The organism is Kordiimonas gwangyangensis DSM 19435 = JCM 12864, from assembly GCF_000375545.1.
GTDB lineage: Bacteria > Pseudomonadota > Alphaproteobacteria > Sphingomonadales > Kordiimonadaceae > Kordiimonas > Kordiimonas gwangyangensis.
The window spans coordinates 389,628-401,745 of sequence record NZ_AQXF01000005.1; the positions used below are offsets into that span (position 1 = coordinate 389,628).

Sequence of the window (12,118 nt, forward strand, 5' to 3'; positions counted from 1 at the left end):
CGCCGCCAGATTAGCAGGGTGGTGCTTCCGCCTCCAGCGCAGAATGGGGGCAAACCACTGGTTACTTGGAAAATTCGACCGTGACGGTGCGTTCAATAAATCGCCTGTAGGCCTGCTCCGGCAATTCAGCTGGACGTTGCCCTTGCATGAAGCGCGCAGCAATGCTTCGCAACCCTGCATCTGCCCGCAGTTGATCCGTGGATTTTGAGCCTGCGTCCAACGCCGCCATACGGTCAATCCAGTCCTTGAAGGCCTTCTGGTACACCATCAGGCCCTGTCGGTCCGACAGCGGGCCATGCCCCGGCACAATCACAGTGTCATCATCTGCAATTTCAAGCGCGGCGGCAATGGTCGCCAGTTGCCCCTCCGCTCCGCCGGCATAAAAAGTGGGGTGCCAATCGGTGGTAAATGTATCCCCCATGAAAAGCACATTCGGCCCGGGAAGGAAGACGAGCCGGTCCGCTTTGGTATGGGACACCACTGCGTAAATCCTCACTTCCGCTGAGCCATAGGTGGCGGAAAAGTCAGCCACCTCGTCGTTTTCACTGGTACCTTCCACCTGTATGGCTGTAGCCCCATCAGCCGTGAAAACATCGTTACTGCCCATATGATCTGAATGGTCATGAGTATTGAAAATATATGTCACCGGCTTGTCGGTTATCTGGCGCACGGCGGCCTTCAGGCTCGTCGCATGCGCGGGCAGCATCGTGTCGATGAGGGCAACGCCACCTTCATATTCGAGCACCCCAACATTCGCACCGTACCCACCGCTGCCATCAAGCACGTGGACCGTTTCGGTCACGCGAATACGACTGATACCCCCCTCTTCTGCCAAGGCAGCGCTGCCTAGCAGGACAGACACTGCCAAACCTGAAATAAAGCTTTTCATGTCACCTCCCCAATATTGCCATGACATCGTGATGATGTGCGGCGAGGGCAAGGAAGGCCAGAAACAATCGCTGAACTGTTGCCGCCACGCGCTCATCCGCACAAAAAAGAAGGGCCGGAAGACCGGCCCTTCATCGTTATTCTGACTGCAAAAACTTACCAGATCTGTACGCGGTCTTCTGGTGCGAGGTAAAGCGCGTCGCCTTCCTTCACGCCAAAGGCCTCATACCATTCGTCCATGTTACGCACGATGCCGTTGGTGCGGTATTCGCTCGGGCTGTGCGGGTCGGACTTGAGGCGGGACAGCAACTCCTCCTCACGGTATTTGCGCTTCCAAACCTGCGCCCACGCCATGAAGAAACGCTGGTCGCCGGTAAGGCCGTCAATCACCGGTGCTTCCTCGCCATTCAGCGACAGCTTGTAAGCCACATAAGCCATGCGCAGGCCACCAAGATCGCCGATATTTTCACCCATGGTGAAGGTGCCATCAACGAACTGGCCCGGTACCGGCTCGTAAGAGCTATACTGTGCACCGAGTTTCGACGTCAGCTTCTCGAACGCTGCGCGGTCTTCCTCGGTCCACCAGTTGCGCTGGATACCGGAAGCGTCAGATTTTGAGCCCTGGTCATCAAAGCCGTGGCCCATTTCGTGTCCGATTACCGCACCGATACCGCCGTAGTTTACCGCCGGGTCAGCCGCGAGATCGAAGAACGGCGGCTGCAGGATAGCGGCCGGGAACACGATCTCGTTGAACTGCGGGTTATAATAGGCATTGACCGTTTGCGGGGTCATGAACCATTCGTCCTTGTCCGTCTTGCGGGTCAGGCGGTCGATGGTGTCCTTGTAGTTATAGTCGGACACGCTTTTGGCGTTCGCGAACAGGTCACCTTTGACGATCTTGATGTCGGAAAGGTCTTTCCACTTGTTCGGGTAACCGATTTTCGGATTGAAGGAATCAAGCTTCTTGTGTGCTTCGGCTTTGGTTTCTTCGCCCATCCACGCAAGGCCATCGATACGCTGGCCAAGGGCCGAACGCAGGTTGGCAACAAGCTTCTCCATCTCGGCCTTCGCTTCCGGCGGGAAGTGACGCTTCACATAAACCTGGCCAATGGCCTCGCCAAGCGCATCGAGCGAACCAACACGCGATACGCCGCGTTTCCAGCGCGCTTCCTGCTCCGGCTGGCCGCGCAGGGTCTTGCCGTAGAAGTTGAAGTTGGCTTCATCAATCTCGGCCGACAGCACAGCCGCGTGGTTCGAGATGGTGTGGTAGGTGAGATAGGCTTTCCAGTCCGCGATCGGGATTTCGTTCACAAGTGCAATTGCGTCCTTGAGTGGCTGCGGGCCGGACACGTTGAACTTCTCCACGCCCTTTACATGGCCTGCGTCAAAGTAGGCGTCCCAGTCGAAACCGGTGTAGTTGGTGCGCAACTCATCCATGGTGGTCGGGTTGAAGTTCTTGTCACGGTCGCGGCGCTCAGAACGCGGCCACTGCTTTTCAGCAAGCTTGGTTTCAAGCGCGAGGATGGCATCAGCCTTGGCGGCTGCGTCTTCAACACCGGCAAACGAGAGCATCTCAGCAATGTGCGCTTTGTATGCATCACGGATTGCAGCGAACCGCTCGTTATCCTCAAGATAATAGTCGCGGTCTGGCAGGCCCATGCCGCCAAGGCCGATATTGAGGATGTAACGGTCAGGGTTTTCACGGTCGATACCAAGGCCACCGGTGACAGGCGACGCGCTGCCGTCCAGCCCTTCACGGCCAAAGGCGCGGGTGAGATCAGCAACGTTTTCAATGGATGCGATGGCATCCAGGGTCGGGCGCAGCGGCTCGATACCCTTGGCGTTCACGGCGTCGACATCCATGTAGCTGGCGTAATAGTCGCCGATCTTCTGCTCAACCGAGCCGTCCGGATACTCCCCGGTGGACACGTCGTCGATGATGGCTTTCACCTGATCGCGTGAACGCTCAGACAGCACGGTGAAGGCGCCATAGTTGGTTTTGTCAGCGGGCAGCTCGAAGGTGTCGAGCCACTGGCCGTTCATATATTCAAAGAAATTGTCACCCGGCTTCACGCTTTCCTTTTGCGCGGTCAGGTCCACACCAAAGGTGCCAAGCTCGGGTTTTGCAGCCATGGCTGCCATTTCCGTTTTTTCTGCCTCGCCCTTGTTGTCAGCCGGTGTGGTATCACCACAAGCGGCAAGAAGCAGGGCAGTCAGTGCGACGGAAGATTTGAGAACAGATTTAAGCATATCCCCCTCCAGGAATTATTGTGTTTTTATATCTTCCCGCGATCGTTCGCGCGGGCATGGCGGTCATAAAACAGCGCCGTGCCGGTGCCGTCAATATGCAAACCCGTAACAAATGAAACAAAAAGCGGGAGCCACAGCCCCCGCTTTCAATTCTCTGGTTAGACGCGAGAAACTCGCGGCTACTCGTCGCCCTTGTAGATGGTGCGGCAAGGGTAAGGAATGGAGATATCGTTCGCGTCGAACTGTTCCTTGATGGTTTTAAGGAGGTGCCAATTGAGCGCCCAATAGTCGCTGGCATTGCACCAGACCCGCACCACGATATCGACCGAGCTATCGCCAAGGCCCTTCACGGCCACAAGCGGTTCCGGGTCCTTGTGGCAACGCTCGTCCGCCGCCAGTACCGCCTTGATGATATCAAGCGCCTTGTCGATATTGTCATCGTAGCTGATGCCATATGCCTGATCGAGGCGGCGGGTTTCATGGTAATTGAAGTTGCGGATCGCACTGCCCCAGACCGAGTTATTCGGGATGGTGATGCGGACGTTGTCCCCGGTATCAAGCTTGGTCATGAAAAGCGAAATGCCTTTCACGGTGCCGGACTGGCCACCCACTTCCACGAACTGGCCAATACGGAACGGACGGAAGATGAGCAGCATCACACCAGCCGCCAGGTTCGACAGCGTGCCCTGCAGCGCGAGGCCAATGGCAAGGCCTGCGGCACCGAGAACGGCAACAAGGCTGGTTGTCTCAACCCCAAACTGACCGAGGAGCGTGATACCGGTGAACACCAGCACGGCATATTTACCAAGGCTCGCGATGAAGTTGGCAACCGTTTTGTCGATTTTTTCGCTTTTGCCCAGCACATTGTCGAGGCGGCGCTCAACAAACCCAGCAAGCCACAGACCGATAAAGAGGACAAAAAACGCGCCCAGCAGCGTAAGGCCAATTTCAATACCGTAGGCGACAAGCACGTCCAGTGTCGGCATTTCTTCCGAGTTGAACATTTCCATAATCAATCATCCTTTTTGCCCGAGAGTGACGGGTATTATGAAGGGTAAACCCCGTCCTGAAAATGGGATTTTTGTAGTTGCTAGTGTAAAGCCTCAGGCAGGGTCCAACCTTTGAGGATTCCGCCTGCGCGCGCGAGGAAGGCGGCGCCCATGGCGAGCCAAAGCGCAATCGGGCCCGACACACCAAAATGAATGAGGATGCAGAAAGACCCTCCGCCAAGGAACGCAGCCGTTGCGTAAATCTCGCCCTTTTTCATTACGAGCGGTATTTCATTGCAGATGATATCGCGGATGATACCGCCCGCCGCACCAGTGACCACCCCCATCATGGTGGCGATCAGCATGCTGCCCGTGACATCAAGCGCCTTCTCAGCGCCCACCACGCAGAAAAGCGCGAGGCCCACAGCATCCGCCCAGGTCAACCAGGTGAGGCGCTTGCCCTGCAAGTGGCGCGAGAAGAAGAAGGTGAGCGCCGCACCCGCAAACGCGATGTAAATGGGTTGCGGGCTTTCTATCCAGAAAACCGGCTGGTCAAGTACAAGGTCACGGAGCGTACCGCCGCCCACCGCCGGCATCAGCGACAGCGCCATGATGCCAAAAAGGTCCATGCCCGCGCGTACAGCGGCAAGCGCACCGGAGATTGCAAACACAAAAATGCCGACTGCATCAAAAATGGTGAGAAGATTTTCCATGGACCAGCCTTTAGATAAGCGTCTGTTACCTGCTTGCCGCATAGAGGGCATCAAGATCAAGATGCTTTTCAAGCGCATCGGCGAGCGCGTCAAGCGCGACATCAATGCGGGCATGAAAATCTTCCGCGCTTGAGGCAGTGTTAAGCTGGTCAAGGAACTGCTGCCGGAACGCACCGGTTTGGAAGAGCCCATGCACATAGGTGCCCATGACGCGGCCAGATGCTGACTGGTGCCCTAGCACCTCACCTGCCTTCGTCATGAAAGCGCGTGCATCACCCTTCGTGACCCCTGCGTGGATTTCATAACCTCCGAGCAGTACCCCTAAAGCTTCGGCGCTGATATTCCTGACTGCCTTGTGCGGCGTGAGGATCGTGGTGAGTGGCAGGAGGCCAAGCCCCTCTTCCTCACCACCGCCTTCAACCCTGTCAGGGTCCTGCACCACGTCACCCAGCATCTGGTAACCGCCGCAAATACCCAGCACATGGCCGCCCGCGCGCACATGGGCGTGGAGATCATGATGCCAGCCTTCGGCTTTAAGGAACCGCAGGTCGGCAATCGTCGCCTTGCTGCCGGGCAGGATGATCAGCCCCGCATCGCGCGGCAGGGGTTTGCCGGGTGGCACCATCACCACCTCAACGTCCTCTTCCGCCGCCAGCGGGTCAAGGTCATCAAAATTGGCGATGCGCGGCAGCATGGGCACAGCGACCTTGAGTTTACCCGTGCGCGACTTCGCATCCTGCTCTAGCACCACAGCGTCCTCCGCTGGCAAATCGCGGACCGCGCGCAGGAAAGGCACCACGCCAAAACAGGGCCAGCCGGTTTGTTCGGTGATCGCGGTCAGACCACCGTCAAACAGGCGCACGTCGCCACGGAACTGGTTGATGATCACGCCTTTGATAAGCGCCTGCTCCTCAGGTGGCAGCAGGTGGTATGTGCCCGCAATCGCAGCGATCACCCCGCCCCGGTTGATGTCACCCACCAAGGCAACAGGTGTGTTTGTCGGCAGCGCGAAGCCCATGTTGGCGATATCGGTGGCCCGCAGGTTCACCTCCGCTGGGCTACCCGCGCCTTCCACCAGCACAAGGTCGGCCTGCGATTTGAGATGCTCAAAACTGCTGATGACTTTGCCCAGCAGTTCCGCCTTGCGCTCCTGATAGACCTTGGCTTCCGCGCGACCATAGAATTTGCCGTGTACGATGATCTGTGCGCCCGTATCGCTTTCTGGTTTCAGGAGCACCGGGTTCATATGCACACTGGGCTGAACCTCAGCCGCAATCGCCTGCAGCCACTGCGCGCGGCCGATCTCCCCACCGTCCTCCGCCACCGCAGCATTGTTGGACATATTCTGCGGCTTGAACGGCATGACGCGCAGCCCCCGGCGCGTGAAAGCACGCGCGAGGCCCGCCACCAGCACCGATTTGCCAACGTCCGAGCCTGTGCCCTGCAGCATCAGGGCCTTGGCGGTCATGACGCAGCCTTTGCCTTGTGGGGCGCGAGGAACTGTTCACCCCCTTCGGACCAGCGGCTGACCTTCACACCAAAAGCGGCCTCAAGATTGCCGTCCGTCAACACATCATCGGGCGTGCCGGAAGCCAGCACCTTGCCGCCAGTGAGCAGCACCAACTGGTCGCAGTACCGAAGTGCGTGGCTAAGGTCATGCACCACAATCAGCACGCCCACACCCGTCGCGGCGATGCTGCGCATGATCTCCATCACCTGAAGTTGGTGCAATGGGTCAAGCGACGCGGTTGGTTCGTCCGCCAGCAGATAAGGTGCCTGCACCGCCATGGCGCGGGCGAGCAAAACGCGGGAGCGTTCGCCGCCCGAAAGCGTGGTGACAATCCGGTCCCGCATCGACCAGCAGTCGGTGGTTTCCATCACCTCACGCACCACTGCGCGGTCATGCGCACCCAGTTCCTGCCAGGGGTTGAGGTGCGGCGTGCGACCAAGGGCAACGATGCGCTCCGCCGTCAGCGGCCAGTGCACTGGCGCACCCTGCGGCACGTATGCGAGGCGTTTGGCGCGCTCCCGCGGTGCCAGCACACCGACATCCTGCCCGTCCACCGAGATCACGCCGCTATGTGCTTTAACGATATCAAGGATGGCGCGGATGGCGGTGCTTTTCCCGGCACCGTTGGGGCCAATGAGGCCAACCACTTGCCCTGCTCTCACGTCAAACGATACCCGGTCAAGGATCTCACTGCCACCGAGGGAGACACTGAGGCCATGCACCTCAAGGCTGCGACTATTCTGGGCGTTCATCGCATGCTCTCCCGCGTTTTAAAGACGATATAGAGGAAGACCGGCGCACCGATCATCGCCATCACCACACCAAGCCGAAGCTGGCCGTGCCCAATAGGGAGGCGCGTGAGGATATCCGCCAGTACCATGACCGCGGCACCGCAAAGCGCACTCGGCAGCAAAATGCGGCGTGGCTCAAAGCCGACAAAGGCGCGCACGATATGCGGCACCACAAGGCCAACAAAGCCAACGGCACCGCAGATGGAAACCGTGGCACCCACGGAGAAGGCTGTGCCAAGGATCACCCGCCAGCGCAGTGCCTTGAGGTCAATACCGAGCGTACTGGCTGCTTCCTCACCAAGGCTGAGCGCATTCAGTCCCTGCCCCACGCCGATCATCATCAGCCAACCAAGGACAATGAAGGGACCGGCGAGCATCAGGTCACCGAAGGTGCGGTTCTCGAGCGACCCCAGCATCCACATCACCATCTCCTGCACGGTGATGGCGTTCGGTGTGAAGTTCATCACCAGCGACATGGCAGCGGTTGCAAGGCTTGATATACCAATACCCGCGAGGATAAGCGTCAGCACACTGGCGTCGCGCGACGCCAGCACCATCAGGATGACAGTCGCCACCAGTGCGCCCGCCATCGCGGTGACAGGCAGAGCAAGCGGATGCAAGGCAGTCAGCCCCATATAAATGGCAATTACCGCCCCAAGGCTTGCGGTTGCCGACACGCCAATCACACCGGGGTCGGCAAGCGGGTTGCGCAGCAGGCCCTGAAGCGCGGCACCGGTGTAACCGAGCGATGCACCCGCCATGATGGCGAGGATGATGCGCGGCAGCCGCAACTCCCGCACGATGATGCTTTCAGCCTTATCAGCGGCCCCAAAGGCACCGTCTAGCACCTGCGCGACCGTAAGGTCCACTTGCCCGAATTTGGCCGAGAGAAGTACCGCGATGAGGATGACCCCGAGAAGCATGGTGTTAAGCGCCCACGGGTGACGTTGGAACGATTTGATCATCGCGCTGTCTCCCGCACGTCTGCGCCCAAAAGGCCAAGCTTGGCAGCTTCAGCGCGGATATATTCTGCGGCATCAACAAAGAACGCGCCGCTGCAGGACAGGTAGCGGCTTGGCACCATGATGGTGGGCAGGTCGTCGATCATTTTGGTGTAGGCCCCGTGCCGCCCCCCGCTCCAGTGCGAGATATGCACGGTGCCTTCATTAAAGAAGCTGCCTATCACCACGTCGGGCGGGTCCATGATCATTTTCTCAAGCGGCAGCGGCACCCATCCGCGCATGCCCGCGTCTTTCGCAACCGTCTCGAACCCTGCGAGCTGGATGATATCATCCACAAACGTGCCCTCACCGGCCGTGAAGCCACTGGGGGTCATGTAAACCGCGCGCAGTTTGCTTTTGGGGGCGTCTTTGAGCTTGGCCCAGCGTGCCTCGTAGTCTGCGACCATGGCCTCGGCCTTGGCGCCACCACCGAGCACTTTGGCGGCGCTGATGAGGTTCTTCAGGTTATCCGCCTGGCTCATGGCATAAGCGGGCTGGAAAGTATCGGTGCCGAGGCGCGCGGCCATGGCATCGCCCGCCATGCTGCCGCGCCATGTGCGCACCACAAGTTCCGGCTTCCTGAGAAGCACTTCTTCAAGGGAGCCTGATGTGATGGGAAGGCCCGCAGCGCGGTTCGCGAAGAATGAGTTTACGTCAGCAGCCTCATATGAAACCGCGACGATATCCTCAGGCTCGGAGAAGGCGAGCACATATTGGTCAGCGCAGAAATCAAGCGACATCACGCTTGGCCCCTCCGCCACCGCAGCCCCGCTCATGGCCGCAAGGGCGAAGGTACATAGATATTTTTGCCAGTTTGGCACAGCCAATCCTTTCGCACACAGGTGCGCGACAGGCTGAGGATGATACGGCAGGCGCAGCAACCTCCGGCACTGTCGCCGGGATTGTCGCCAATACGGGGATACCGTCCCTGCACGGTTGTCCCGACCGGCAGACAGGCGACAGGCTTGGCAGGTTTCCTGGCTTATGGATCAACCACCCGTCGCCCCTTCCCAAGCCATAAGCCCAGTGGATATGCGTGCGGGTGTCCCCAAATACAGTTGCGGGCACAGCCACGGATTAGGCGTTACCGCCTGACCGTGTTCCCTCTTAGCTCGCGGCGTGAACCGCTGAGCACCAACCCATGACTTGGCTATACTGCATCAATCTTGCGCGGACAACACGCTTGCTGGCCCATGCACCATAAAAGCGGGCTGGCAGTGAGGAAACCGCCAGCCCAATGAGGCCGGGGAACAGGCCTCGCAAACTGCCGGCAGCTTGAATTACCGGCAATCTCTACTTACGCGCCGCGCGTCAGGCGTGGGCGTGTGCAAGAGGTGCGCACACCACTGAAATCTGCTCAACGTGCCGATGGTCGGTACCGCAGCAACCACCCATGACGGTGATGTGCGGGAAGGTTTTATAAAGCTCGCCATACTGCAGTCCGAGCTCCACCGGGTCACCCGCGTCAAGCTCCGTCGCGGCTTCAAGCTCCGCATGGCTGCACCGTGACGCGTTGGCACGCAGGCCCTTGATGCGGCTGACCCAAGGCGCACTGGCATCAAGCACATGGTCAAAATGCGTGGGGTGCGCGCAGTTAATCATATAATAGGCCGGGTATAGCTCGGTCGCCCATTCCACGCGCTCAATCGCGGCTTCAAGCGTTTCGCCACTCGGCAACCGCCCGTCAGTTTCCACCGTGAAGGAAATGGCAACCGGCAAACCGTTGTCTTGGGCGGCCATCGCAACACCGATCGCCTCTTCCGTGTGCGTCATGGTGATCGCGGTGACCATATCAGCGCCTGCCGCAGCGTAGGTCTTGATTTGTGGCCGGTGGTAGGTGCGGGCTTCATCTGCCGTCATTATTTCCTCTACCACATAACCGTCGCCACGCGGTCCAATGCACCCGCTCACCACAATCGGCAGGTCCTCACTGTCGTGCTCGTCCCTGATTTTGGCCATCAGGCCCACGGCCTTCAGGTTGATGGCTTCAAGTTCATCATTGCTGTAGCCGATCTTGGAGCCCCAATCCGGGCTTGAGCGCCATGTGGGGCTTTCCAGAATGAAGCCCGTGCCAGCCTTACGCGCGATCTCAAGGTGACGGAGGTAATAGTCCACCACCGCCTCGGTGCCCTTCTCGCTTCTCAGCAGGTCGCAGGAAGCGAATTCGGGCAGGTCCCACCCTTCAAGGAAAATCAGCGTGGTTTCCATGCCGCTGTCCGTCAGGAACAGGCGACCATCAAGCTGCGGGAGTGCATCTCGGTATTTACTCATGATGCTGCCTTTCCGGATTACTGCGCGCTCAGGCGGGCATAGTCAGCGATGACGCCGGTCATGAAGGCCGGGTCTTCCCAGTGCAGGCTGTGGCCCGCGCCTGCGACCACAAGCATCTCAGGCTTGGCCGCGATGGCACTCAGCGTATTGCGGGCATCTGCTGTCACCATCCAGTCCTCGCTACCCCAGATAAACAGGATCGGCGCTTTGGTTTCGACAATGGCGGCTTCGAAATTGCCGTGCACAAAAGAGCCCAGCATGTCGCGCCACACCCACGCGGGCGCTTTCAGGCTTTCAGTAATGATCTTGTTCATAAAGTCTACTGGCACCGGGCGGGCTACTGTGCTTTCCTGAAACTCGCGCACAAATGCCGGGTCAAGCGGGTCTTCAAGCGTGGAAACCGCATCGTCCCAAAGTGCCTGAACATCAGGCGTGTTCATCAGGGTTGGCATGGTCGCGATAAGCACCGCGGCACGGGTTCGGTCCGGGTATGATGAGCTGAATGTGCTGGCAATAAGCGAGCCCATGGAGTGACCAACGATAACGGCCGTGCCGATGTCCAGATGGTCCATGAGGGCCAGCACGTCCGCTGCCTGCCCCTTAAGACTATAGCCGACAGCGGGCTTCGATGAGTCGCCAAAACCGCGCAGCGACATGGCAATAGCGCGCATGTCATCCGGCCACAGTTCCAGCACCTGCTCGTAAGAGCGCCAGGAATCCGGGTAGCCATGGATGAAGATAACCGCAGACGCGCCCTTGGGGCCCTTGTCGACATACTCCATGGTAACGCCCGTCGGCAGGTCGGTGTATTTGACCTCAAACTCGGCGTGCGCGGCGCCAGACGCGGCACCCACAATTGCCATCAGGCACAGCAGTGCCGTCATTCGGATTTTTTTGATTGTCATGATAGTCCTCGCGAAGCGGTAAGAATGAAAGGGCCTGCCCCCCGCCAGAAAGACAGGCCCTTCTTCTTCGTTCAGGCGACCTTGCGCCAGAACAAAAGCGATGGGATGCGGTTGGTACTGCCGTCAAAGAAGCCAGCCTCGCCCTCCCAGGTCTTCGGGTTCACAAATGTGCCGAAGATCATGTCAAAGAGCGGAATATCACCGTAGTTGTTTGCGTGGTGACCTCGCTCGTGGTGAACCGAGTGGCTTTCGGGCCGTGTCACGATATAGCCAAGCCAGTGTGGCGTGCGGATATTGGCGTGCTGGAACATGCCGCAGAAGGCTGCGAGGATATTGACGACCGCTGCCGCCTCACCGTTCAAGCCAAACACACCCACCAGCATCACGCTGCCGACAAGGGTAAAGCCAATCATGTCGAGCGGATGGAAATAGAAGGCACCGTAGATATCCACACGTTCTGCCGCATGGTGCATCTGGTGCAGGCCGCGCCAGAGCGGTTCCACATTATGCATGGTGCGGTGCCACCAGTAGATGCCAAACTGAAGCACAAGGAAACCTGCCGGGATCGCGACCCAGGCGCTAAGGCCGGACGCATCGAACAGGGTATGCGCGCCAAGCCATTCGTCCCACAGAATGGGGACAGTGCCTGCAAGATAGAAATAGAGGACGATGCCAACGAGACCCATTGCGCGCCAGCCGCGCACATTGGGAAAACGCCGGGCAGGCGCGACGAGTTCCAGCAGACAGAAAGCTGCGAACATGCCAATAAAAATCCAGTCAAAAAGCCCCAGCATCGGGCC

11 protein-coding genes and 1 riboswitch are annotated in these 12,118 nt (G+C 58.9%); all 11 genes read right to left on the minus strand.

Annotated elements, in window-relative coordinates:
- Positions 1 to 61: 61 nt before the first annotated feature.
- Positions 62 to 889 carry an MBL fold metallo-hydrolase gene (locus B150_RS0115810; RefSeq protein WP_020400920.1) on the minus strand — a complete coding sequence of 276 codons (828 nt, stop codon included), beginning with the start codon at positions 887 to 889 and terminating at the stop codon, positions 62 to 64.
- Positions 890 to 1,044: 155 nt separating this feature from the next.
- Positions 1,045 to 3,138, minus strand: a complete 2,094-nt coding sequence (locus B150_RS0115815) for a M13 family metallopeptidase (RefSeq protein ID WP_020400921.1) — start codon at positions 3,136 to 3,138, stop codon at positions 1,045 to 1,047.
- A 179-nt stretch (positions 3,139 to 3,317) separates the two neighbouring features.
- Complete coding sequence (locus B150_RS0115820) at positions 3,318 to 4,148, minus strand: mechanosensitive ion channel family protein (RefSeq protein ID WP_020400922.1); 831 nt, start codon at positions 4,146 to 4,148, stop codon at positions 3,318 to 3,320.
- Between the two features lie 80 nt (positions 4,149 to 4,228).
- Positions 4,229 to 4,840, minus strand: a complete 612-nt coding sequence (locus B150_RS0115825; RefSeq protein WP_020400923.1) for a trimeric intracellular cation channel family protein — start codon at positions 4,838 to 4,840, stop codon at positions 4,229 to 4,231.
- A gap of 25 nt (positions 4,841 to 4,865) precedes the next feature.
- Positions 4,866 to 6,308: a cobyric acid synthase gene (locus tag B150_RS0115830; RefSeq protein ID WP_020400924.1), complete on the minus strand. Its 1,443-nt coding sequence runs from the start codon at positions 6,306 to 6,308 to the stop codon at positions 4,866 to 4,868.
- Positions 6,305 to 7,102, minus strand: a complete 798-nt coding sequence (locus B150_RS0115835; protein WP_020400925.1) for an ABC transporter ATP-binding protein — start codon at positions 7,100 to 7,102, stop codon at positions 6,305 to 6,307. The genes B150_RS0115830 and B150_RS0115835 overlap by 4 nt, the downstream gene beginning before the upstream one ends.
- Positions 7,099 to 8,106, minus strand: a complete 1,008-nt coding sequence (locus B150_RS0115840) for a FecCD family ABC transporter permease (RefSeq protein WP_020400926.1) — start codon at positions 8,104 to 8,106, stop codon at positions 7,099 to 7,101. The genes B150_RS0115835 and B150_RS0115840 overlap by 4 nt, the downstream gene beginning before the upstream one ends.
- The gene (locus B150_RS0115845; RefSeq protein WP_020400927.1) at positions 8,103 to 8,963 is read right to left on the minus strand and encodes an ABC transporter substrate-binding protein; all 861 of its coding nucleotides are present in this window, start codon (positions 8,961 to 8,963) and stop codon (positions 8,103 to 8,105) included. The genes B150_RS0115840 and B150_RS0115845 overlap by 4 nt, the downstream gene beginning before the upstream one ends.
- 130 nt (positions 8,964 to 9,093) lie before the next feature.
- Positions 9,094 to 9,296, minus strand: a riboswitch (cobalamin riboswitch).
- Between the two features lie 157 nt (positions 9,297 to 9,453).
- The gene (locus B150_RS0115850; RefSeq protein WP_020400928.1) at positions 9,454 to 10,413 is read right to left on the minus strand and encodes a homocysteine S-methyltransferase family protein; all 960 of its coding nucleotides are present in this window, start codon (positions 10,411 to 10,413) and stop codon (positions 9,454 to 9,456) included.
- Positions 10,414 to 10,430: 17 nt separating this feature from the next.
- The gene (locus B150_RS21490; protein WP_020400929.1) at positions 10,431 to 11,318 is read right to left on the minus strand and encodes an alpha/beta fold hydrolase; all 888 of its coding nucleotides are present in this window, start codon (positions 11,316 to 11,318) and stop codon (positions 10,431 to 10,433) included.
- A gap of 71 nt (positions 11,319 to 11,389) precedes the next feature.
- The gene (locus B150_RS0115860; protein WP_020400930.1) at positions 11,390 to 12,112 is read right to left on the minus strand and encodes a sterol desaturase family protein; all 723 of its coding nucleotides are present in this window, start codon (positions 12,110 to 12,112) and stop codon (positions 11,390 to 11,392) included.
- Positions 12,113 to 12,118 lie beyond the last annotated feature (6 nt).

Bases quoted from the DNA above. Each gene is read 5' to 3' on its own strand.
- B150_RS0115810 (WP_020400920.1), bottom strand. From the start codon at position 889: ATGAAAAGCTTTATTTCAGGTTTGGCAGTGTCTGTCCTGCTAGGCAGC.
- B150_RS0115815 (WP_020400921.1), bottom strand. From the start codon at position 3,138: ATGCTTAAATCTGTTCTCAAATCTTCCGTCGCACTGACTGCCCTGCTT.
- B150_RS0115820 (WP_020400922.1), bottom strand. From the start codon at position 4,148: ATGGAAATGTTCAACTCGGAAGAAATGCCGACACTGGACGTGCTTGTC.
- B150_RS0115825 (WP_020400923.1), bottom strand. From the start codon at position 4,840: ATGGAAAATCTTCTCACCATTTTTGATGCAGTCGGCATTTTTGTGTTT.
- B150_RS0115830 (WP_020400924.1), bottom strand. From the start codon at position 6,308: ATGACCGCCAAGGCCCTGATGCTGCAGGGCACAGGCTCGGACGTTGGC.
- B150_RS0115835 (WP_020400925.1), bottom strand. From the start codon at position 7,102: ATGAACGCCCAGAATAGTCGCAGCCTTGAGGTGCATGGCCTCAGTGTC.
- B150_RS0115840 (WP_020400926.1), bottom strand. From the start codon at position 8,106: ATGATCAAATCGTTCCAACGTCACCCGTGGGCGCTTAACACCATGCTT.
- B150_RS0115850 (WP_020400928.1), bottom strand. From the start codon at position 10,413: ATGAGTAAATACCGAGATGCACTCCCGCAGCTTGATGGTCGCCTGTTC.
- B150_RS21490 (WP_020400929.1), bottom strand. From the start codon at position 11,318: ATGACAATCAAAAAAATCCGAATGACGGCACTGCTGTGCCTGATGGCA.
- B150_RS0115860 (WP_020400930.1), bottom strand. From the start codon at position 12,112: ATGCTGGGGCTTTTTGACTGGATTTTTATTGGCATGTTCGCAGCTTTC.